General features: G+C 69.3%; 25 protein-coding genes and 1 pseudogene. 21 read left to right on the top strand and 5 right to left on the bottom strand.

From position 1 onward, the window contains the following. The 13 genes from ACHFGS_RS10085 to lysS all read left to right on the top strand — a co-directional run. A partial coding sequence (locus ACHFGS_RS10085) for an ATP-binding protein (RefSeq protein ID WP_394289434.1) occupies nucleotides 1-605 on the top strand: 605 nt, incomplete at its 5' end. Nucleotides 606-614: 9 nt separating this feature from the next. Beyond that, nucleotides 615-1166 (top strand): hypoxanthine phosphoribosyltransferase, encoded by a 552-nt coding sequence (gene hpt / locus ACHFGS_RS10080; protein ID WP_394279768.1) that lies wholly within the window; start codon nucleotides 615-617, stop codon nucleotides 1164-1166. An 80-nt stretch (nucleotides 1167-1246) separates the two neighbouring features. Further along, complete coding sequence (ftsH, locus tag ACHFGS_RS10075) at nucleotides 1247-3253, top strand: ATP-dependent zinc metalloprotease FtsH (RefSeq protein WP_394279767.1); 2007 nt, start codon at nucleotides 1247-1249, stop codon at nucleotides 3251-3253. Nucleotides 3254-3263: 10 nt separating this feature from the next. After that, nucleotides 3264-3854 carry a GTP cyclohydrolase I gene (folE, locus tag ACHFGS_RS10070; protein WP_394279766.1) on the top strand — a complete coding sequence of 197 codons (591 nt, stop codon included), beginning with the start codon at nucleotides 3264-3266 and terminating at the stop codon, nucleotides 3852-3854. Then, entirely contained in the window at nucleotides 3851-4660 is an 810-nt protein-coding gene (gene folP, locus ACHFGS_RS10065) for a dihydropteroate synthase (RefSeq protein WP_394279765.1), read from the top strand. Before folE ends, folP begins: the two co-directional genes overlap by 4 nt. After that, nucleotides 4657-5025 (top strand): dihydroneopterin aldolase, encoded by a 369-nt coding sequence (folB, locus tag ACHFGS_RS10060; protein WP_394279764.1) that lies wholly within the window; start codon nucleotides 4657-4659, stop codon nucleotides 5023-5025. Before folP ends, folB begins: the two co-directional genes overlap by 4 nt. Further along, nucleotides 5022-5561, top strand: a complete 540-nt coding sequence (gene folK / locus ACHFGS_RS10055; protein ID WP_394279763.1) for a 2-amino-4-hydroxy-6-hydroxymethyldihydropteridine diphosphokinase — start codon at nucleotides 5022-5024, stop codon at nucleotides 5559-5561. Before folB ends, folK begins: the two co-directional genes overlap by 4 nt. Continuing rightward, the gene (locus ACHFGS_RS10050) at nucleotides 5558-6049 is read left to right on the top strand and encodes a DUF3180 domain-containing protein (RefSeq protein WP_394279762.1); all 492 of its coding nucleotides are present in this window, start codon (nucleotides 5558-5560) and stop codon (nucleotides 6047-6049) included. The genes folK and ACHFGS_RS10050 overlap by 4 nt, the downstream gene beginning before the upstream one ends. Continuing rightward, a complete protein-coding gene (locus ACHFGS_RS10045) occupies nucleotides 5994-6608 on the top strand; it encodes a PH domain-containing protein (RefSeq protein ID WP_394279761.1) in 615 nt (204 codons plus the stop codon). Before ACHFGS_RS10050 ends, ACHFGS_RS10045 begins: the two co-directional genes overlap by 56 nt. Next, nucleotides 6605-8299: a PH domain-containing protein gene (locus ACHFGS_RS10040; RefSeq protein WP_394279760.1), complete on the top strand. Its 1695-nt coding sequence runs from the start codon at nucleotides 6605-6607 to the stop codon at nucleotides 8297-8299. The genes ACHFGS_RS10045 and ACHFGS_RS10040 overlap by 4 nt, the downstream gene beginning before the upstream one ends. Next, nucleotides 8289-8978: a DUF2520 domain-containing protein gene (locus ACHFGS_RS10035; RefSeq protein ID WP_394279759.1), complete on the top strand. Its 690-nt coding sequence runs from the start codon at nucleotides 8289-8291 to the stop codon at nucleotides 8976-8978. Before ACHFGS_RS10040 ends, ACHFGS_RS10035 begins: the two co-directional genes overlap by 11 nt. Then, the gene (locus tag ACHFGS_RS10030; RefSeq protein ID WP_394279758.1) at nucleotides 8975-9712 is read left to right on the top strand and encodes a formylglycine-generating enzyme family protein; all 738 of its coding nucleotides are present in this window, start codon (nucleotides 8975-8977) and stop codon (nucleotides 9710-9712) included. Before ACHFGS_RS10035 ends, ACHFGS_RS10030 begins: the two co-directional genes overlap by 4 nt. A 206-nt stretch (nucleotides 9713-9918) precedes the next feature. Continuing rightward, a complete protein-coding gene (gene lysS / locus ACHFGS_RS10025) occupies nucleotides 9919-11442 on the top strand; it encodes a lysine--tRNA ligase (RefSeq protein ID WP_394279757.1) in 1524 nt (507 codons plus the stop codon). Here lysS and ACHFGS_RS10020 read toward each other — a convergent pair. The 5 genes from ACHFGS_RS10020 to ACHFGS_RS10000 form a co-directional block, all read right to left on the bottom strand. Continuing rightward, nucleotides 11435-12922 (bottom strand): hypothetical protein, encoded by a 1488-nt coding sequence (locus ACHFGS_RS10020; RefSeq protein ID WP_394279756.1) that lies wholly within the window; start codon nucleotides 12920-12922, stop codon nucleotides 11435-11437. The genes lysS and ACHFGS_RS10020 overlap by 8 nt on opposite strands. After that, complete coding sequence (locus tag ACHFGS_RS10015) at nucleotides 12919-13437, bottom strand: PH domain-containing protein (protein WP_394279755.1); 519 nt, start codon at nucleotides 13435-13437, stop codon at nucleotides 12919-12921. The genes ACHFGS_RS10020 and ACHFGS_RS10015 overlap by 4 nt, the downstream gene beginning before the upstream one ends. A gap of 178 nt (nucleotides 13438-13615) precedes the next feature. Beyond that, nucleotides 13616-14380, bottom strand: coding sequence for an ABC transporter permease (locus ACHFGS_RS10010; protein WP_394279754.1), 765 nt, complete (start codon nucleotides 14378-14380; stop codon nucleotides 13616-13618). Further along, nucleotides 14358-15290, bottom strand: coding sequence for an ATP-binding cassette domain-containing protein (locus ACHFGS_RS10005; protein WP_394279753.1), 933 nt, complete (start codon nucleotides 15288-15290; stop codon nucleotides 14358-14360). The genes ACHFGS_RS10010 and ACHFGS_RS10005 overlap by 23 nt, the downstream gene beginning before the upstream one ends. A gap of 83 nt (nucleotides 15291-15373) precedes the next feature. After that, a complete protein-coding gene (locus ACHFGS_RS10000; protein WP_394279752.1) occupies nucleotides 15374-15568 on the bottom strand; it encodes an aureocin A53 family class IId bacteriocin in 195 nt (64 codons plus the stop codon). Between the two features lie 184 nt (nucleotides 15569-15752). On the opposite strand from ACHFGS_RS10000, the pseudogene pdxS reads away from it, so the two are divergent. The 8 genes and pseudogenes from pdxS to ACHFGS_RS09960 all read left to right on the top strand — a co-directional run bounded on the left by pdxS (nucleotide 15753) and on the right by ACHFGS_RS09960 (nucleotide 21269). Beyond that, nucleotides 15753-16603, top strand: a pseudogene (gene pdxS, locus ACHFGS_RS09995) (pyridoxal 5'-phosphate synthase lyase subunit PdxS). Between the two features lie 181 nt (nucleotides 16604-16784). Further along, complete coding sequence (locus ACHFGS_RS09990; RefSeq protein ID WP_394279751.1) at nucleotides 16785-17291, top strand: alternate-type signal peptide domain-containing protein; 507 nt, start codon at nucleotides 16785-16787, stop codon at nucleotides 17289-17291. An 88-nt stretch (nucleotides 17292-17379) separates the two neighbouring features. After that, entirely contained in the window at nucleotides 17380-17919 is a 540-nt protein-coding gene (locus ACHFGS_RS09985; protein ID WP_394279750.1) for a signal peptidase I, read from the top strand. A 34-nt stretch (nucleotides 17920-17953) separates the two neighbouring features. Further along, nucleotides 17954-18574, top strand: a complete 621-nt coding sequence (locus tag ACHFGS_RS09980) for an LPXTG cell wall anchor domain-containing protein (RefSeq protein WP_394279749.1) — start codon at nucleotides 17954-17956, stop codon at nucleotides 18572-18574. Beyond that, entirely contained in the window at nucleotides 18567-19223 is a 657-nt protein-coding gene (locus ACHFGS_RS09975; RefSeq protein WP_394279748.1) for a SipW-dependent-type signal peptide-containing protein, read from the top strand. The genes ACHFGS_RS09980 and ACHFGS_RS09975 overlap by 8 nt, the downstream gene beginning before the upstream one ends. A gap of 74 nt (nucleotides 19224-19297) precedes the next feature. Further along, nucleotides 19298-20260, top strand: coding sequence for a signal peptidase I (locus ACHFGS_RS09970; RefSeq protein WP_394279747.1), 963 nt, complete (start codon nucleotides 19298-19300; stop codon nucleotides 20258-20260). 161 nt (nucleotides 20261-20421) lie between these two features. Beyond that, complete coding sequence (gene pdxT / locus ACHFGS_RS09965) at nucleotides 20422-21054, top strand: pyridoxal 5'-phosphate synthase glutaminase subunit PdxT (protein ID WP_394279746.1); 633 nt, start codon at nucleotides 20422-20424, stop codon at nucleotides 21052-21054. 8 nt (nucleotides 21055-21062) lie between these two features. After that, complete coding sequence (locus ACHFGS_RS09960; RefSeq protein WP_394279745.1) at nucleotides 21063-21269, top strand: hypothetical protein; 207 nt, start codon at nucleotides 21063-21065, stop codon at nucleotides 21267-21269. The last annotated feature ends 362 nt before the right edge of the window (nucleotides 21270-21631 follow it).

The following is a 21631-nucleotide window of genomic DNA, read 5'->3' as shown; positions in this document are numbered from 1 at the left end:
ACGACCAGGCCGAGACGGTGTTGCTCGGCCTGTCCCGAGGTTCCGGCGCCGCCAGCCTCGCGGGCATGGCGCCGGCGACTGTCGACGACGACGTCACGTGGCGGCGGCCGCTCCTCGGCGTCCGGCGCGCGACGACCCGCGCCGCGTGCGCCGCCGATGGACTGAGGCCGTGGGACGACCCGCACAACACCGACCCCGCGTTCGCCCGCGTGCGGGTCCGGCGCGCGGTGCTCCCCGTCCTCGAGGCCGAGCTCGGCCCCGGCATCGCAGAAGCCCTCGCCCGCACCGCCGAGCAGTTGCGCGAGGACGCCGCCGCGTTCGCCGAGATGATCGAGGAGACGATCGAGGACATCGTCGAGCCTGCCGAGGCGGGCATCGCGGTCTCCGTCGCCGCGCTCGCCGCCAACCCGCCCGCGCTCCGGCACCGCATCATCCGCCACGTCGTCGCCAGCGAGTTCCACGTCGGACTCACCCGCACCCAGACCCTCGAGGTCGCCCGCCTCGTCACCGACTGGTCCGGTCAGGGCCCGATCGACCTGCCCGGATGCCGCGCACGCCGAGCGGGCGGGAAGATCGAGTTCACGGCATCCGGTTCCGGAATCTAGACTTCTCAGATGCGCGCCGCAGAGATCGCCGACCAGCTGACCGATGTCCTCGTCACCGAGGAGGAGATCCGTGCGAAGCTCGAGGAGCTCGCCCGGCGCGTGGAGGCTGACTACGAGGGCAAGGACCTGCTGCTCGTCGGCGTCCTCAAGGGAGCGGTCATGGTCATGGCCGACTTCGCCCGCGCACTGAAGCGCGACATCGAGATGGACTGGATGGCGGTCTCCTCCTACGGCGCCGGGACCAAGTCCAGCGGTGTCGTCCAGATCCGCAAGGATCTCGACACCGACATCTCCGGCAAGCACGTGCTGATCGTCGAGGACATCATCGACTCGGGTCTGACCCTCAGCTGGCTGCTGGAGAACTTCGCCTCCCGCGGCGCGGCCTCGATCGAGGTGCTCGCCCTCCTGCGCAAGCCCGAGGCCGCCAAGGTCGAGATCGACTGCCGCTACGTCGGCTTCGACATCCCCGTCGAGTTCGTCGTCGGATACGGCCTGGACTACGCCGAGAAGTACCGCAACCTCCGCGATGTCGCGGTGCTCGCGCCGCACGTTTACTCCTGACGCGGGGCGCCGGGAGTCCGGCTACGCCCATGGCGAATCACAGACCGGCCATAGCCGCCGCGGGGTAGCCTGAACGCACCATGAACGTCAAGAAGCTCTCGCGCAACCCGCTGATCTACGTGTTGCTCGTCGCCGTGCTGCTGATCGTCGGGGTCTCGCTGATCTCGAGCCTCACCGGTCCGAAGCAGATCACGACGCAGCAGGGCCTCGAGCTCCTCGAGGGTGACACCGTCACCAAGGTGACCGTCACCGACATCGACCAGCGGGTCGACCTCGAGTTGAGCAAGGCGTTCGAAGGCGGCACCAGTGTGCAGTTCTATTACGTCGAGCAGCGTGCCGACGAGGTCGTCGCGGCCGTCAACGCCGCCGACCCGGAGGACGGCTTCAACGACGTCGTCCCGCGCGGCAACTGGTTCGCGAGCCTCATGTCGATCCTGCTCCCGGTGCTGCTGCTCGGTCTGCTGTTCTGGTGGCTGATGTCGAGCGCCCAGGGCGGCGGCGGCAAGGTCATGCAGTTCGGCAAGTCCCGGGCCAAGCTCGTCACGAAGGAGACGCCGACGGTGATGTTCACCGACGTGGCCGGCTCCGACGAGGCGATCGAGGAGATGCAGGAGATCAAGGACTTCCTGAAGGACCCGGCGAAGTTCCAGGCCGTCGGCGCCCGCATCCCCAAGGGCGTCCTGCTGTACGGCCCTCCCGGAACCGGCAAGACGCTCCTCGCGCGCGCCGTCGCCGGTGAGGCCGGTGTGCCGTTCTACTCGATCTCGGGATCGGACTTCGTCGAGATGTTCGTCGGTGTCGGTGCGAGCCGTGTCCGCGACCTGTTCACGCAGGCGAAGGAGAACTCGCCTGCGATCATCTTCATCGACGAGATCGACGCGGTCGGTCGCCACCGCGGCGCCGGCATGGGCGGCGGTCACGATGAGCGCGAGCAGACGCTCAACCAGATGCTCGTCGAGATGGACGGGTTCGACCCGAAGGTCTCCGTGCTCGTCATCGCGGCCACCAACCGTCCCGACATCCTCGACCCGGCGCTGCTGCGCCCGGGCCGGTTCGACCGTCAGATCGGTGTGGACGCCCCCGACCTGAAGGGGCGTCAGAAGATCCTCGAGGTGCACGGCCGCGGCAAGCCGCTCTCGCCCTCGGTCGACCTCGCGATCGTCGCGCGCAAGACCCCCGGGTTCACCGGCGCCGACCTCGCCAACGTTCTCAACGAGGCGGCCCTGCTCACGGCCCGCTCGAACGCCCAGCTGATCGACATGCGCGCCCTCGATGAGGCGATCGACCGCGTCATCGCCGGCCCGCAGCGGCGCACGCGCGTCATGAAGGACAAGGAGAAGCTCATCACGGCGTACCACGAGGGCGGTCACGCCCTCGCCGCCGCCGCGATGAACCACACCGATCCGGTCACGAAGGTCACGATCCTCCCTCGCGGCAAGGCGCTCGGCTACACCATGGTGCTGCCGGTCGACGACAAGTACTCGGTCACCCGCAACGAGCTGCAGGACCAGCTCACGTACGCGATGGGCGGTCGCGTCGCGGAGGAGATCGTCTTCCACGACCCCACCACCGGCGCCTCGAACGACATCGAGAAGGCGACGAACATCGCCCGCAAGATGGTCACTGAGTACGGGATGACGACCGACGTCGGGCCCGTCAAGCTCGGCTCCTCGTCGGGTGAGGTCTTCATGGGGCGCGACATGGGCCACGGCCGCGACTTCAGCGAGCGGATCGCGGAGCGCGTCGACGCGCAGGTGCGCGACCTGATCGAACAGGCGCATAACGAGGCCTACGAGGTGCTCAACGCCAACCGCGACGTGCTCGACAAGCTCGCCCTCGCGCTGCTCGAGAAGGAGACGCTCGACCACATCGAGCTCGCCGAGATCTTCGCCGACATCAAGAAGCTGCCGCCGCGCCCGCAGTGGCTCTCCAGCAGCGAACGCCCCGTCTCGACGCTGCCCCCGGTGGTCGTGCCGCGCCGCGAGGAGTCGGCTCCGGTCGCCGCCAGCACCGCGGCCGAACAGGCCGCGACCGAGTCCGTCCCGGCGCACCGGCCGGCCGGACAGGCGCGTCCCGCCACGGCGTAAGGAGCGACCCATGGCGGTCGACCGCGAACGCGTGTCCGCATTGGTGCGGGAGCTTCTCGAAGCGATCGGGGAGGATCCCGACCGTCCCGGCCTCCGCGCCACCCCTGAGAGGGTCGCCGATGCGTACGCGGAGTTCTTCTCCGGAGTGGGGGAGGATGCCGCCGCTCCGCTCGCCCACACCATCTCGGTGACCCGTGGGCCGGCGCCCGACACGCTGCCTTCCGGTGCCGTGATGCTCCGCGACATCCGCTTCCGGTCGGTGTGCGAACACCACCTGCTGCCGTTCGCCGGGCGCGCGCACGTGGCGTACCTCCCCGGGGAGCAGGTCGTCGGGCTTGGAGCGCTTCCCCGCGTCATCGACATTCTCGCGGCGCGTCCGCAGGTGCAGGAGCGACTCGGCGAGCAGGTCGCCGACACCATCTCCGGATCGCTCGACACCCACGGTGTGCTCGTCGTCCTCGACGCCATGCACGAGTGCGTCACGATGCGCGGGGGGCGCCAGCCCGTGGCATCCACCGTCACGATCGCCGCCCGCGGGGACTTCACCGAGCCGGCCGCCCGCGCCGAGGTCATCGCCCTGCTCACCGGCGGTGGCGCGTGACCCTCGTGATGGGGATCGTCAACGTCACCCCCGACTCCTTCAGTGACGGCGGCCGCTACGCCGACCACGACGCCGCGATCGCGCACGGTCTGCGCCTGCGCGCTGACGGCGCCGACCTTCTGGACGTGGGCGGGGAATCGACCCGTCCCGGCGCCGAACGGGTGACCGAGGCGGAGGAGCAGGCGCGGATCCTGCCCGTGGTCGAGGCCCTGGCCGATGCCGGTGCGATCGTCAGCGTCGACACCATGAACGCCGCCACCGCGATCGCCGCGGTCCGCGCGGGCGCGCTCATCATCAACGACGTCTCGGGGGGGCTCGCCGATCCCGGCATGCTCGCGGCTGTCGCGGGCCTCGATGCGGACATCGTCCTGCAGCACTGGCGGGGCCACTCTGCCGACATGTACGGTGCAGCCGTGTACGACGACATCGTCGCGGAGGTCGTGGGTGAGCTCGGCGTGCGTGTCGACGCCGCGCGCGTGGCCGGCATCCCGGACGAGCGCATCATCGTCGACCCCGGCTTCGGCTTCGGGAAGACCCCGGAGCAGAACTGGGAGGTCGTTCGCGGCCTGTCCCGGTTGACGGAGGACGGGCGGCGCGTGCTCATCGGCACGAGCCGCAAGCGGATGCTCGACGTCGCCGCCGGTGCCGCGGGCATCGCCCTCGAATCCGAGGCCGACCGCGACATCGCCACGGCGGTCACGAGCGTGCTCGCCGCCCAGGCGGGCGCATGGGCGGTGCGGGTCCACGACGTCGCACGAACCCGCATGGCGCTCGCTGTGCGTGAAGCGTGGGAGGGCGAGGCATGACAGACGAGATCCGCCTCACCGGCATCCGGGCGTTCGGATATCACGGCGTCTACGCGCACGAGCGGCGGGAGGGACAGGAGTTCATCGCCGACGTCGTGCTGCACCTGTCCACCCGAACGGCGGCCGCGAGCGACGACGTCCTCGACACGGTGCACTACGGCGAGCTCGCCGAGCAGGTCGCCGCGATCCTCGCCGGGGAGCCTGCGAACCTCCTCGAGACGGTCGCGGAGCGCATCGCGACGGCGGCGCTCGCGTGGCCGATCGTCGATGCCGTCGAGGTCACGGTGCACAAGCCGAGCGCTCCCATCCAGGTGCCCTTCGGCGATGTCGCCGTCACGACCCGGCGCAGGCGGGACACCGCATGAGCCGTCGACTCGCCGCCGACCTGCCGGGCACCCCCGACCGCGTCCCCGCGCTTCCGCGCCGCGCCGTCATCGCGCTCGGCGCCAATCTCGGAGACCGTGCCGCCACGATCTCGGCGGCGATCGACGATCTCGGTCGGCTTCCCCTCACGACGCTCGTCGCCGCCGCGGAGCCGATCGACTCGGTCGCGGTCACCTTGGGCGGTCCCGACGCCGACGCGCCTCGGTACCTCAATACCGTCGCCCTCATCGACACCCGGCTCGCACCCACCCTGCTGCTCGGCTATCTGCATGCCATAGAAGGTCGCCACGGCCGGGTCCGTCGCGAGCGGTGGGGATCGCGCACCCTCGACCTCGACCTCATCACGTACGGCGACATCCGCAGCGACGATCCGTCGCTCGTGCTTCCCCACCCGCGCGCCGCCGAACGGGACTTCGTGCTCGACCCGTGGTTCGCGATCGACCCGGATGCCGTCCTGCCCGGAGCCGGCCGTGTCGCCGACCTGCGCGCCCGCCTGCACGGGGGAGACCCCGGATGAGCCGCACCAACCCGCTCGTCCTCATCTGCGTCGCCGTCCTCGCCGGTGGGGCCGGGTTCCTCCTCGATCAGCTGCTCACCCGCTCCGGCGGGCCCACCTTCACGCCGTCTCCGGTCCTCGCGGTGCTCCTGGCGGTGCTGGCGGTCGGGGTCGTGGCGGCGGCGATTCCGGTGCGCCGTGCCGCCACCGGCAGCGGGCAGCGCATCGACCCGTTCGTGGCGCTGCGCGTCGCGATGCTCGCGAAGGCCTCGAGCCTGGTCGGAGCGGTCGTCACCGGGTTCGCGGCGGGATTGCTCCTGTTCGTCGTCACACGTCCGGTGTCGCCGTCGTTAGGCTCGACGGGTGCGGTCATCGCCGCGCTGCTCAGCGGTCTCGTCCTCGTGGCGGGCGCACTGATCGCCGAGTACCTGTGCACGATCCGGAAGGACGACGATGACGACCAGCCCGGACCCGAAGAGCCCGGTTTCGGCCTCTCCCACCTCGACTGAGACCTCCGCCCCCGTGCCGGTGCCTGCGGCCGGGTTCGACGAGGGGACATTCCAGAAGATCCCCGAGCCGCGCAGCGAGAACCGGCTCCCGCTGGGCGACGGCGCGTGGCACCAGATCTCGCCGAAGTATGTGGTCGGTCAGCTCATCGGATACGTCGCGACGCTCGTGCTCATCGCGGCCGTCGTGCTCGTCGTCCGGTTCGTGTCCGAGGAGAACTGGCCGCTCATTCCGGGGGCCATCGCGTTCGTCTTCTTCCTGCTGCTCGCGATCATCACCCCGCGGCAGGCCCGGTCGATCGGCTACCAGCTGCGCGAGGACGATCTGGTCTTCCGTCGCGGCATCCTGTGGCAGCGCATGGTCGCCGTGCCGTATGGGCGGCTGCAGCTCGTCGACATCACCCACGGTCCGCTCGACCGGGGCCTCGGCATCGCGCAGCTCAAGCTCGTGACGGCCGCCGCCTCGACCGGCGTCACGATTCCCGGGCTGCCGCAGCAGACGGCGGAGCAGCTGCGTGACGCGCTCATCGAGGTGGCGGAGACCCGGCGGACCGGGCTGTGAGCGAGCTCGACCCCGCCGCGCCGCAGGCGCCGCCGCAGCACGAGGTGCGTTCGGACCTCAGCGACGGCGCATGGCACCGCATGCACCCGCTCTCGCCCCTGCTGCGGGGAGGGCTGACGGTCATCGTCGTCCTCGGCATCCTGGTCGCGAACCTCCGCGACCGCCTCATCTCGCTGGTCCTGCCCGACGGCATGAGCTGGGAGGACGACGGCGATCCGCTGCAGCTGATCCTCGACAACGGCGCCCTCATCCCGGCGCTGCTGATCGGCATCGCCGGTCTGCTCGTCCTCGTCGCGATCTTCTGGCTGAGTTGGCGGTTCGCGTCGTTCCGCATCACCGGGGACGACGTCGAGGTCCGCAGCGGGGTGCTGTTCCGCACCCACCGCCGCGCACCCCTCGACCGGGTGCAGGGAGTGAACCTCACGCGCCCCGCACTCGCGCGACTGGTCGGCCTCGCCAAGCTCGAGGTCGTCGGCGCCGGCCTCGACGCCAACGTCAAGCTCGAGTACCTGTCGACCGCCAACGCCGAGACGATCCGCGGCGACATCCTGCGCCTCGCATCGGGACGACAGAGAGCGGATGCCGAGGCCCGGCGCACTCCTGAGCCTCAGGGCGCCGTTGGGCGGATCTCCGCCGGCATCACCGAGATCGTCGACGGCGTCGATGAGAGCGACGTCGAGCCGGAGTCGATCGTCCGCGTGCCGGTCAGCCGGCTGATCCTCGCGAACCTGCTGTCGGGCTCGACCATCTGGTTCGTGGGTCTGGTGGTGGCTCTCGTGGTGGCGGCCGTCTTCCAGCCGCTGTGGCTGATCGCCGCCGCGGGCGCCGCGATCCCCGCGGCGATCGGATTCGGTGCTTACACGGTCCGTCAGTTCATCCGCACGATGCGGTACTCGATCGCGCCGACGGCGGCCGGGGTGCGCGTCACTTTCGGTCTGCTCACCACCGTGACGGAGACGCTGCCGCCCGGACGGGTGCACGCGGTGGACATCCGGCAGCCGCTGCTGTGGCGCTGGGGTGGATGGTGGCGCATCCGGGTCAATCGCATCTCCGGCCGCTCCGCCACCGACGCCTCTGCCGCGCAAGCGGCCGACGTGCTGCCGATCGGCACCCTCGACGACGTCGAGCGCGTCCTCCGTCTCCTGCTGCCGGCGGTCGAGGTCGACGCAGCCCTCCTCGAAGCGGGGCTGCGCGGGCCGCGCCCGGGTGACGGGTTCACCGTCTCGCCGCCGCGGGCGTGGCCGATCGTGCCGCTGTCGCGACGGCGCAACGGCTTCCGCCTGCTGCCGGACGCGGTCCTGATGCGCAGTGGCCGACTGTGGCCGAAGCTCGTGATCCTCCCGTTGGCGCGGCTGCAGTCGGTGCGGGTGGACCAGGGGCCGATCGACCGTGCGCTCGGGCTGGCCCGGGTCACCGGCCACACCGTGACCGGACCCGTCACGGCCGCCGTCGAAGCGCTCGATCACCGTGATGCCCTCGGACTGTGGACCGCGACCGCCGCGGGTGCGATCGCCGCTGGCGTCGACGCCGAGCCGACTGAGGTCCACCCCCCGGCAGCCTCCGCGCCGACGATGGATCCGTTGGCGACCGGTCCGGTGCGGGTCGATCCGGCGGAGGTCGATCCGGCGGAGGTCGATCCGGTGGTAACCGATCCGGTGGCCACCGATCCGGGAGGCCATCGTGGCGCGTGAGGGGAGGCTCGGGGTCGGCGTGATCGGAGCGGGCCGGGTCGGTCCGGTGATCGCTGCGGCGCTCGCGGGTGCCGGTCACGCGCTCACCGGGATCACGGCGGGTTCCGACCCCGACCGCGTCGAGGCGATCCTCCCCGGTGTGCCCACGCTCACCGCCGACGAAGTCGCCCGGCGCAGCGAGCTGGTGATCCTCGCCGTGCCGCACGACGAGCTGCCCGGTCTGGTGGCGGGGATGGCCGACCTCGGCGCGTGGCAGGTGGGGCAGCTGCTCGTGCACACTGACCCCTCGCACGGCATCGGCGTGCTGGCGCCGGCGGCGGCGAAAGGGGCGATCCCACTCGGCATCCACCCCGCGATCGCGTTCACGGGGACATCCACCGACCTCCGCGCACTGCAGGATGCGTACGCCGCCGTGACGGCCCCGCCCGCCGTGCTCCCCATCGCCCAGGCGCTCGCCGTCGAGATGGGTTGCGAGCCGGTCGTCGTCGCCGACGCCGACCGAGCCGCGTACGGAGAGGCGATCGCCACGGCGACCGAGTTCTCCGCCTCCATCGTCCGCCAGGCGGTCGGCCTCCTGGCCGGCGCAGGCGTCGAGGAGCCCGGGCGCTACCTGTCCGCCCTCGTCCACACCACCGTCGACCGCGCGCTCACCGCCGCCGACACGGGCCCGGAGCTGTGACCGACATCGAACTCGCTCGCATTCCGGCGGGTTCCGTGGAGCTCCACGACGCCCGGAGGAAGATCCGCCGCACCGTGCAGCTCGAGCCGTTCGAGATCGGCGTCTTCCCTGTCACGCAGGAGCAGCTGGGCGAGGTGCTCGGCATCACGGCATCCCACCCCCGCCGCCCCGCCGTCGATGTCAGCTGGCAGCGGGCGGTGCGCTTCTGCAACGCGCTGTCGGAGTGGGAGGGCCTCGACCCGGCCTACGCGGTCGACGGCGAGGAGGTGCGGTGGCACGTCGACAGCGACGGGTACCGTCTGCCGACCGAGGCCGAGTGGGAGTATGCCTGTCGCGCAGGGTCGACCGCGCCGCACTACGGGCCGCTGGTCGAGATCGCCTGGACGGCGGCTGACGGGGTCGCGTCGCCGCAGCCCGTGGGCGGCAAGCTCCCGAACCTCCACGGCCTGTTCGACACGCTCGGGAACGTCTGGGAGTGGTGCTGGGACTTCCTCGACACCGAGCGATATGACGACTACCGCGTCTTCCGTGGCGGCGGATACGCCGACGACTCCTGGAGCGTCCGGGCCGGGGTGCGCCGGGGCGGCGGCCCTCGGATGACCCACGAGGACGTCGGGTTCCGGGTCGCACGAGGCGGTTTCGACGCAGTGGATGCCGCGCAGGGCTGGTCCGCGGCGGCCGATGCGGTGGCCGGTGGGCGGCCGCTGCCGCCGGGATGGACGCCGCGCCGCTGACCCGTCCGGGATCGCAATGGATCGTGTCGGACACGCCGCGGATCGGCGCGGGGACCCCGCGTGTCGCCGACGATCCACTGCACTCCGACGCAGCGGCATCCGCTCATCGGTCGGATGCGGGCCCGGTGGGAGGGATGTAGGCGGCCCGGCGGATGGCCGGGGACCCGCCGGTAGACTGGGTGGACACCCCCGAGGAGCTTTCCCCCATGACCGACGCGCCCGCGCCCGTGCCCGCAGAGACGACCGAAGAGGACGTGTTCGAGCAGAAGGCCGTCCGACTCGCCAAACGAGAGCGCCTCCTGGCCGAGCGAGCGGATGCCGCGGGTGGTGCGTACCCCGTCGCGGTCGCCGTCACCGACACGATCCCCGCTCTCCGCGGTCGTTACGCCGACCTCGAGGCCGGAGCGGAGACCGGAGTCACGGCATCCGTCGCGGGCCGGATCGTGTTCAGCCGCAACACGGGCAAGCTCTGCTTCGCGGCACTGCAGTCGGGCGACGGCAGCCGCATCCAGGCGATGGTGTCCCTCGCCGAGGTGGGCGAGCAGTCGCTGCAGGCGTGGAAGGATCTGGTCGACCTCGGTGACCACGTCTCGGTGACCGGCCAGGTCATCTCGAGCCGTCGCGGCGAACTGTCGATCATGGTCAGCGCGTGGGAGATCGCCTCGAAGGCGCTGCTGCCGCTGCCGAACCTGCACACGGAACTCAGCGAGGAGAGCCGCGTGCGCTCGCGCTACCTCGACCTGATCGTGCGCGATCAGGCCCGAGAGACGGTCGTCGCCCGCGCGAAGGTCAACGCATCGCTGCGCCAGACGTTCGCCGCGCACGACTTCCTCGAGGTCGAGACGCCCATGCTGCAGGTGCAGCACGGCGGCGCCGCGGCCCGCCCCTTCATCACGCACTCGAACGCGTTCGACACCGACCTGTACCTGCGCATCGCACCGGAGCTCTTCCTCAAGCGCGCCGTCGTCGGGGGCATCGATCGCGTCTTCGAGATCAACCGCAACTTCCGCAACGAGGGCGCCGACTCGACCCACAGCCCCGAGTTCGCGATGCTCGAGGCCTACCAGGCGTACTCCGACTACAACGGCATCGCCGACCTGACGCAGGAGCTCATCCAGAACGCGGCGATCGCCGTGGCCGGGTCGACGACGGTGACGTGGGCCGACGGCACCGAGTACGACCTCGGCGGCCAGTGGGACCGCATCTCGATGTACGAGTCGCTGTCGGATGCCGCCGGTCGCCGCGTCACGCCCGAGACGTCGTTCGCGGAGCTCCAGGCCCTCGCGTCCGAGGCGGGTGTCGAGGTGCCGGAGAAGATCGCGACCCACGGCAAGCTCGTCGAGGAGCTGTGGGAGCACTTCGTGAAGGGCGGCCTCGAGCGTCCGACATTCGTCATGGACTTCCCGCTCGACACGTCTCCGCTCGTGCGCGAGCACCGCAGCATCCCGGGTGTCGTCGAGAAGTGGGACCTCTACGTTCGCGGCTTCGAGCTCGCGACCGGCTACTCCGAGCTCGTCGACCCCGTCATCCAGCGCGAGCGTTTCGTGGAGCAGGCGAAGCTCGCCGCTCGGGGCGACGACGAGGCGATGCGCGTCGACGAGGAGTTCCTGCGCGCTCTCGAGCACGGCATGCCCCCCACCGGTGGCATGGGGATGGGGATCGACCGTCTGCTGATGGCGATCACGGGCCTCGGCATCCGCGAGACGATCCTCTTCCCACTCGTCAAGTGAGCGCGGGCGCGGGCGCACGGCGATGCGTCCTCGCCAGCGGAACCGTCTCGGCGATCCGAGCCGACAGCGCGTCGACCTCCGCGGGGCGGAACCGGAGTGCCCGGAAGGTGCGCGGCATCCCTGCGTAGAAGCACACGTCGGCGACGAGCGGATGCCCCGCGAGCCGGCTCGTGCCCACGATGTGCACGGCCGCGGCGGACAGCACCGTCTGCCGTTGCACGACATGGCTGACGAGGAGGACGACCCAGTCGGAACCTGTGTCGACCCGCAGTCGTGAACAGAGGACGACCGTGAGGGGCCAGGCGATCGCGAAGACGACCGCACCGGTCGCGAGGACGAGCAGCGGCGGCCACCCCAGCCCCGCGGCGACCCAGCCGGCGAGGACGGCGGCAGCGATCAGCCCGGCGAGTAGGACGACACCCGTACCGGTGGCTCGGGCACCCCGATCGCCGGTGAGCAGGCGCGTCGACGGGTCCTCGTCGAACGCCTCGTGCAGCAGGCGTTCCACGACCCGGCGGGGGAGCGACGGGAGCAGGAGGTTCGTGCCGAGCTGCGCGGCCGAGTCCGTCGTCAGAAGCGACAGCCGGACGCGTCCGAGCAGCGTCTCGACGAGGTTGCGCTGCAGCACGATGCCGATCGTCGTCGCCCGCGAGACGCTCCGGGTGTGGGTGGAGAACAGGCCGTAGGAGATCACGATCCGGTCGCCCGGCATCCGTCGCACCTCGAACGAGGCGTAGCGCACCACCGTCAGCACGAGGCCGAGCGCGACGATGCCGACGGCGATCGCCACCGCCCAGACAACCGGGGGCAGCGGCAGCCACCGGGTGAGCGCCGTGTCGGCGCCGAACATGCCCAGCGTCTCGGACACCCCCAACGCCGCGCCACCGCCGATGAGGGCGAACTGGCCGTAGACGACGCTCGCGAGCAGCAGGTGCGTCAGCCGCACCCGGTAGAGCAGGATGCCGGGCGCCGGCCGCGCCTGCTCGGCAGGCTGCTCGGCGGCCGAGACAGCCTCAGCCGTCCCGATCGCGTGCCCGGCGCGCGCCGTCACCTCGCGATGGAGGTCCTCGTCGACCGCCCACAGGTGGACCTTGGTCCGCTCGTCGCCGGCCTGGGACAGCGTGAGGACCCGCAGGTCCCACCGGGCGAAAGCCCAGGACTGCCTGCTGTCGACCGTTCCGATGTCGGCCCAGGCGAGGGACTGCTGGCGGCGCGTGAACGCACCGGTCGTCACCACCAGGTGCTCCGGGGTGAGCGCCACCCGGGTGAAGGTCCACCGCCAGATCGGTTCGCACAGGAGAACGGCGATCAGGGGGCCGAGCGCCAGCCACGCCCAGGCGCCCGGCCACACGGCCGGTCCGAAGAGATAGACGGCGCCGGCGATGACACTGCCGACGAGTTTGGGAGAGGACTCCAGGTACGACGCCGGAAGGTAGCGCAGCGGAAGACGCCGAGGGGCCGCGTCGGCGGGGACGGTCACCGCGCCGGCTCCGCCTGCGCGTGGAGCACGGTCGCACGGATGCGCTCCGCCGCGCGCGGCTCGAGCGGGCCGAGGCCCTCGACCTCGGAGATGCACGTGAATCGCACGCTCACGGCGTCGAACGCGCGCAGCAGCGGCCCCTGCACGACTTCGACGTTCAGGATCTGGGCCGTCGCGATGACGGTGGTCCGCCGCCAGAGCCAGCCGCGCGTGATGTAGACGTAGTCCGCCGTCGCGGTGTAGCTCGTGTTCTCGACCTGCTTGCGGTTGAGCCAGGGCAGTTCGATCAGCAGCGAGACGACGGCGAGGATGCCGACGATCACCCAGAGGGCCGTGCGCCACCCGGGATCGGGGAGGAAGGCGATGGCGACGGCGAGCGCCGTGGTGACGAGGACCGTCGTCGCGCCCTCGCGGACGTTGAGGTAGGTCAGCGCGCGGGGTGCCAGCACCGCGTCACCGCGGGTGCCGTGCGCAGGCGGGTATCCCGAGGACGGGGTGCTCGCGGAGACGGTCATGATCCCGATACTCCCGCACCCGCGGCGTCGGCGGGCATCCGTCCGACGTGGATTCTCGGGAGATCGAAACCTCGGTGCGCGTAAACTGATCCCGCTTCATCTCGATCCGATTCGAAGCACCCCTGGCTGGCGTCTTGACCGAGACGCCAGCCAGACCCCTTTCCAGAGGGGGCGCAGGTCATTGCATGTCGGCCCGCTGATTGCGGGCGAATCCGATGGCGAGCGGGACGACCAGCCACAGCAGTCCGGCCGTCAGCGCCGGGCCGAGCTCGCCGGTGCCGCTGCCGGCCTCGGTGATGGCGGTCAGCCGGAACCACGAGCCGATGCCGTGCGGGACGAGCATGAGCAGCGGGTCGATCACGAATCCCTGCACGAGCGAGAACACGATGGCGATCGCGACGCGCTGCGTCGCCGCGCCGTAGGCGATACCCGACACGGTGCCGACGCCGGCGCTCCAGAGCAGGACCGCGATGCTCTCGGCATCCGCGTTCCACACGATGGTCGCCCCGGCGGCGAGCGCGAGGCCGGCGGTGAACACGACGGCCAGGACGGCGGCGACGGCGACGAGGACGGTGCACACGATGAGCGCCGTCAGGGCCTTGGCGAGGAAGACGATGTGCCGGCGCGGTTCGAGGGCGAACGTCGTGAGCACGTCTCGCGACTGCCAGTCGGCGGCCATGATGAAGATCGCCAGGATGGGGACGAACACGGTGACGGCCGCCCCCATGCCGAGGAGCGCGCCGGAGATGCTCACCGATTCCGCGTCGACGAGCAGCGCGATCGCGGCGACACCGGCGCCGACGACGACCCAGAGCGCGGCGGTGAGGCCCAGCGCCCACCGCGTCCCCCGTGTCGTGCGGACGTTCCGCAGTTCGGACCGCAGGCTGCGGCCGAAGCGGCCGGCGGTCTGCGGGGGGCTGTCAGCGAGGATCAAAGACGTCACCTTCCACTCGATACTGGCCGCGCGTCAGGCGACGGTAGAGGTCGCTGATCGACTCGCGGTCCTCGGCGAGCTCGTCGAGCACGATGCGGTCGGCGATGCAGATCTCGCTGAGGGAGCGGGGGCCGATGCCGACCGAGAAGCGCCCGTCCTCGGGACGCACGCTGAAGGGGATGCCGCGGGTCGTGAGTGCGCGTCGCAGCAGGTCGGAGTCTGCAGCGATCGCCGTCGCGTTCTTGTCGGCGGTGAGGTCGCCGACCTCGCCGGAGTAGCGGATGGCGCCCTCGCTGAGGACGACGATGCGATCGGCGAAGGTCTGGAGTTCCTGCAGGAGATGCGTCGAGACGAGGACGCAGCCGCCCGTCGTGTGCGCGTGATGGACAAGAGTCGATCGCAGCCAGTCGCCGGTCTCGATGTCGAGACCGTTCATGGGCTCGTCGAGGATGAGGTGTCGAGGCCGACCGACGAGCGCGACGGCGAGGGCGACCCGCTGCTTCATCCCGAGGGAGAGCGCGCCGAAGCGGCGACGTGCGGCAGAGGCCAGGCCGAGCGTGGCGATGAGTTCGCCGACCCGCTCGCGCGGTGAGCCGGTCAGGATGGCGGCCGTCGCGAGCGTGTCCTCGACGCTGCGCCCGGGGTGGTGGGCGCCCGGGTCGAGAAGGGCTCCGACGGTACGGCCCGGCTGCGCGAGATCGCGGAAGAGAACGCCGTCGAACGTGGTCGATCCGGCGTCGGCGATCGTCAACCCGAGCATCGTGCGCATGGCGGTCGACTTGCCGGAGCCGTTGGGACCCAGCAGGCCCGTGACGGTGCCCGCGGGGATGTCGAAGGAGACGGAGTCGAGCACGCGCTTGACGCCGTACGTCTTCGAGACGCCCCTCACGCGGATGCCGGTGTCCGGTGTCTGCGGCATGGGTCGTCTCTCCTTCTCTTTCAGGTGGTCGCGGTGTCCCGATGGGACGGCACGCACGTGGCGCCGTCCCATCGGAACAGATCTCAGCCGATGCCGAGGATCCGCAGGATGTAGTCGACGATCGTCGCGAACCAGATGCCCGCGTTGATCCAATCGAGCACGCGACGCCAGTTGTTGCGTGCCCACGCGGTGATGCGTCCGACCTGACCGGCGACGGCACGGCCCCAGCGGCCGATGTTCGCGATGACCCACGCGATGAACCTCAGAACTGCCCCCATGATGTTTCCTCTCGATCCGTTGGTGTTTGTCAGTGACGCTGCGTTCGTGACCGCGATCGAAGCGCCGGAAGTGACGCTACCGACGGCTCGGGTCGCCGCTCTTGAGTCGAAAGGCCCCAGCGTTCGTGCGGGGGACGCAATCCGCATCCGCCTTGGCTCCGGCACCGTCCGCGTCAAGCGCGGCATGGCCGAGATGCTCAAGGGCGGCGTCATCATGGACGTCGTCACGGCTGAGCAGGCCAAGATCGCCGAGGACGCGGGCGCTGTCGCCGTCATGGCGCTGGAGCGGGTGCCGGCCGACATCCGCGCCCAGGGCGGCGTGGCGCGCTCGAGCGACCCGGACCTGATCGAGACGGCATCATCGACGCCGTCTCGATCCCCGTCATGGCCAAGGCCCGCATCGGCCACTTCGCCGAGGCGCAGATCCTGCAGAGCCTGGGAGTCGACTACATCGACGAGTCCGAGGTGCTGACCCCGGCCGACTACGCCAACCACATCGACAAGTGGGCCTTCGACGTCCCGTTCGTGTGCGGCGCCACCAACCTGGGCGAGGCGCTGCGTCGCATCACCGAGGGCGCGGCGTTCATCCGCTCCAAGGGCGAGGCCGGCACGGGTGACGTGTCCAACGCCGTCACCCACATCCGCAAGATCACCGGCGAGATCCGCAAGCTGCAGGCTCTGCGCGACGACGAGCTGTACGTCGCGGCCAAGGAGCTGCAGGCGCCGTTCGATCTCGTCAAGGAGATCGCCGAGACCGGCAAGCTGCCCGTCGTGCTGTTCACCGCCGGTGGCATCGCCACCCCGGCCGACGCCGCGCTCGTCATGCAGCTCGGCTCGGAGGGCGTCTTCGTCGGCTCGGGCATCTTCAAGTCCGGCAACCCGGCCCAGCGCGCCGCCGCGATTGTCAAGGCCACCACGTTCTTCGACGATCCTGATCAGGTCGCCAACGCCTCGCGCGGCCTCGGCGAGGCCATGGTCGGCATCAACGTCGACGACATCCCCGAGCCGCACCGCCTCGAGACGCGGGGTTGGTGAGCGGGCGTCCTCGCTGACGCTCGTAGCGGGGACATTTCGTGCGCCTGTGAGGATCTTCACGTTACTTCTGAGTCACTATCAGGATGTTTTCCAAAAAGTGGCGTGATAATAGAGGCTGCACTCCGTTTCCGGAGTGAACGCCACGGCAGGGTGCTGGGGCAGTGAATCTCAGGGAGTAGAGATGAAGAAGACCACCAAGGGCGCACTCGCCGCGGGCGCAGCTGCCGTGTTGTTGCTCGGCGGAGCCGGCACCCTCGCCTACTGGACGGCCGAAGACACGATCGATGGCGGCAATATCGAGGCCGGCAGCATGGAACTTACCGCCGTGACCTGCGACGCCAACTGGGTCGAGGGCGGACAATCGATTTCACTCATCGTCCCGGGCGACACCATCACCAAGCAGTGCACTGGCACGCTGACGCTCGAAGGCGACCACATTGGCGCGACGGTCGAGCTGGACGACACGTCGGTTGCTGCTGCTGAAGCAGAGTTCAACGACCAAGTTGACATCACCGCCACGATGACGTCGCCTGCGGCGACGATCTCTGCGCCCGGTACCTACAATGTGGTGATTGATCTGGAGGTTGTCTTCAACGGGCCGGCAGCGACCAATGCTTCGCAGAATGGTCTGGCCACCTTGGATGAACTTGAATTGGTCGCGACCCAGACGCACGACGTTACTCCGTGATCTGACCCTGCTCACACCCTGAGTTGGTGGTGGGTGGGGTGCTGGAGACGGCGCCCCACCCGCTCCGGGGGAACTTCAGGAGCCATTGATGACGCGCCGAACCGCGAGCTTCGCCGGCCAGGTGGTGGCCTGGTCGGTCATTCTCGCTGTCGTGGCGGTTCTGCTGCTCGCGGTCCTCGTGCCGCGCATCGCTGGGGCAACGCCGTACACGGTGCTGACCGGGTCGATGAAGCCGAACTACCCGCCCGGAACGCTCATCATCGCCAAGCCGGTCGAGCCCGACGAGGTTCGCATCGGGGACGTGGTGACGATCCAGCTGGAGTCCGGCAAGTCTGGATTCGTCACGCACCGGGTCGTCAAGGTGTCCACGAACCTCAAGGGCGAACGATCCTTCACGACCCAAGGCGACGCCAACAATGTCGCAGATCAGGACGTGCGCCGGCCTGAACAGATCCGGGGCAAGCTCTGGTACTCGATTCCGTACTTGGGCTACGTTAACAACGCGCTGACTGGCTCGCAACGCCAGACCGCCGTCTACGTCGTAGCCGGGGGCCTGCTGCTCTACGCGGCCTACATGTTCACCGGCGCCCTGCGCGGCGCGCGAGAGGAAACTAAGGGGGGGGACTGACGTCATGACTGCTCGGTTGCTGCGTCTCACGGGTGTGATCACCCTGCTGACGCTGCTCATCCCGCCGGCCGCACACGCGGCCGATGAGATCGGGCTGAGCAACGACGGCGTGACCTGGTCGGACTCTCTTCCGGCGCCCCTGTTCGATCCGGCCTTCCGCTGGGTGCCGGGCGACTCGCAGACGGCCAGCTTCTACGTACGCAACCAGGGGCCGAGTTCGTCGCTCATGACGATCGAGGCGCGCAGCGCCGACACCGACGAACTCATCGAGAACGACGACATCAGGCTGCAAGCCCGCCCCGCCGGAGGCGAGTGGGTCGACCTGGATAACGGCGTGGCCAGCCAGAGCCTCACCTCCCAGAGCATTGCCCAGGGCGGTGTCGTACAGATCGATGTCAACGCGACCCTCGATCCGGCCTCGACCAACCAGTCGCAGACCAAGCGTCTGGCGTTGACCTTCGCCGTGACCCTGGCCGACGCGCTTGAGGATGGCCAAGACGGCGGTGACTCCGATGAGACCGGGGGACTGCTGCCCACGACCGGCGCACTGGTGAGCCAACACTGGCTGTGGATCGGTGCGATCCTGGCGGCCAGCGGCTTCATCGTGGCCACACGGAGCCGCCGGGAAGACGAGGCGGTGGGCGTCGATGGCTAAGCACGCCGCCCCCCGGCGCCGAGCGACACGGCGCGGACCTCGACGACGGACTGGTCGCATTCGCGCCTTTTTGACGCTGGGAATAGTGCTGGGACTTGGAAGTGTCAGCACCCTCGCGTACTGGACCGACACCGCAACGATCAGTTCCGGGACGATCCAGTCGGGTTCTCTCAACCTGCAGATCGATGGGGAAGAGAACGTCTCAAGTTCGACGAAGTTGCAGATCGCGAACATGATTCCCGGCGAGAGCGTCGCGGCTACCATCAGGGTTGATCGCGCCCCCAACTCGATCCCATTCACCTATGGTGCCCAGGCGGTGACAGCCAACTCCAACGCGCTTGCCACGGCGCTTCGTTTCAAGGTGTATGTCGGAGGAACGGCTGGAGCCGTCACGACCAATGGCAACGGCGTGCGGTCGCAGGGTTGTGGTGGAACCCAGATCTGGGGTGGAGCCGACGGCCTTACCTGGACACCCCAAGCAGCGATCATCACGGACCGAGCTTCCGCGCTTTCGACAACTCCTGTTCAGGCAGGCGTCGTGAGCGAGTACCTCTGCGTGCAGGCGATCTTGCCCTCGGCCACGGGGACGGGAGCGCAGTCGCTGTCTACCTCAGCGACGCTCACCTTTACCGCAACCCAGCTGAGTTGATGGCGATGCATCGGCTGAGGGAAGTCTTCTTGTGGCTCGGAGCCTCGTTGGGTGTCTTATGCATCGGCTGGGCGGTGGCGATATTCGCCTTTGGGCTGACGCCGCTGGTGTTCACGTCGGGTTCGATGTCCCCCGAGATCAAGGCAGGCGACCTCGGAATCGCGAAAACCGTCGCTGCTGACGACATTCGAGTCGGAGACATCATCAGCGTCGTCAACGACCAGGGCGTGAGGATCACCCACCGCGCAGTATCTGTCGAGCCCGCTGATCGGGGCGTGACTCTTGTCATGAAGGGTGACGCCAACAAACAAGCTGATGCCGAGTCGTACGCGGTGGCCGACAACGCTGAGCGGGTCGAGTTCTCCGTCCCCAAGGCTGGCTATCTCCTGACGGCAGTAAGTTCCCCGGTGGGAATGTTTGTCGGAGGCCTTATCGCGGCGGCCGCGCTGTTCATCGCGTTTTCCCGGCGGAGCGATGATGACGAACGTGGATCCACCGCCAGGCAGGGCGGTGGTGCACGCAAACAGCGACGCGCATCTGTGGGTAGGCGATCCAACCGGGCTGCGGAGCGCGGTGCCGGAGTCCTCGCAAGCGGACTGGTCAGCCTCGTGCTGATTGCGGTGACCGTTCAACCGACCTCAGCTGCCTGGGCAGATACCGCAGCAGTGGCAACTGGCACGCTGAACACCACGATGCTCGATCCTGGTCCGATCACCTGCTCCGGTGGTGGGCCCCTGGCTTCGACGATCGAGCTGCACTGGACTCACGTTGATGCTCGGTATGACTATCGGGTGGTCACGCGAGATCAGAACGGTGCCCAACTCCAGGCCATCGATGTACCAGGAACGGGTACGGCGGGAACGAAATCCTTGTCTGTCGAGGTCAGCCGTTCAGGCGGCTTGGGACTCTTTTGGTACGACCGCACTGCCACCGTGATGTCAAAGCTGAAATCGAGCCCGACCTGGTTGTCGACAGGAACGGTGTACCAGTACCGCGAAGGACGGATAATCAGTGGCTCGAGCATTTACTGTAAGTGACTCCCCATCCCAGTTTCGTTGAGGTGGTCCGGATCGGATGACCGACTTGGATCACTCGTCGCTGCCACTGCGCCCCGACCTGCGTTCTGAAGTGTTCATGACAGTTTGCGTGCGGCAAACCGTCGAGACGGTCTCCCGGGCGCAGCGGATAGTCTGAGCCAGTGGCCGCAGCGACGATTGGTGTTCTCGCTCTGCAGGGTGACGTACGCGAGCACGTGGCGGCACTCGAACGGCTGGGCGCCGAAACGCTCACCGTGCGTCGCCCGGTCGAGCTGGAGCGCTGCGACGCCCTAGTGATTCCCGGCGGCGAGTCGACCACGATGGTCAAGCTCGCGCACACCTTCGGATTGTTCGAGCCGATTCGTCAGCGTCTGGCCGCCGGCATGCCCGCGCTGGGCACCTGTGCGGGCATGATCATGCTGGCCGACCGGGTGCTCGGCGGCACCGCCGGTCAGGAGACGTTCGGCGGCCTCGATGTCACCGTGCGGCGCAACGCCTTCGGTCGCCAGGTCGACTCCTTCGAGGGCGATCTGGACGTGACCGGCCTCGCCGACCCCGTCCACGCGGTGTTCATCCGAGCGCCGTGGATCGAGCAGGCAGGGGAGTCGGTCGAGGTGCTGGCTACGGTCGAAGTCGCCGGCGCCGATAGGATCGTGGCCGTTCGAGGGTGCCGCCCCCGGATGGAATGCGCTCTCGTGCCGTATCGAGGCGCAAAGGCCGCGGCTAGGCTCCGAGGCGTTCCCACCCACATCGACGCGCGGCAGACACACGGTGCCCGTTCGTCCGCGACGTAAGGAATCCCATGGCTGACAAGAAGCGGACCGCCGCGGACGGCGCGGCCTTCGCCGCTCTCTTCATCGTCGCGCTGGCGGTCAACATCTCCCTCGCCGTCTTCACGGACGTCGAGGTGATCCTCCGGTGGGGGATTACTGCGCTCGCCGGCATCGTCGCCGCGGCGACGGTCTACGCGATCGTCTCGCGTCGGAGTCGCTTCGTCATGAGGTGCTGAGCGGCACGTTCGCCGCCGGCCCCGACGGTGGTCGGTGGCGCGTCCGGGTGGAGCTGCCCACGCGCTGATCCCGGCGCGCCTGCGTTTGCTCGGATGTCAAGGGCTCGCTTTGCTGTGGTCTGAACCGGTTTCGTAGGACGGGTTGGCCACGAAAGAGTGACCGATGCCGCTGGAGACACGTCCCACGATCGCGGATGTCGCGCGGGGCAGGGGTCAGCAAAGGCCTAGGGCGTGTCTGACAAAGGTTGAGGCGACGGGCTGAGAGTCTCGTTTGGTGTCTCGGTTTCAGATGCTCTCGGATGCTCAGTGGTCGTTGATCGAAGATTTGCTGCCCCGTCCGACGGGCCGGCCCGGACGGAGGT

This window comes from Microbacterium sp. (assembly GCF_043427715.1).
GTDB lineage: Bacteria > Actinomycetota > Actinomycetes > Actinomycetales > Microbacteriaceae > Microbacterium.
This window is presented reverse-complemented; position numbering and strand designations above follow the sequence as displayed.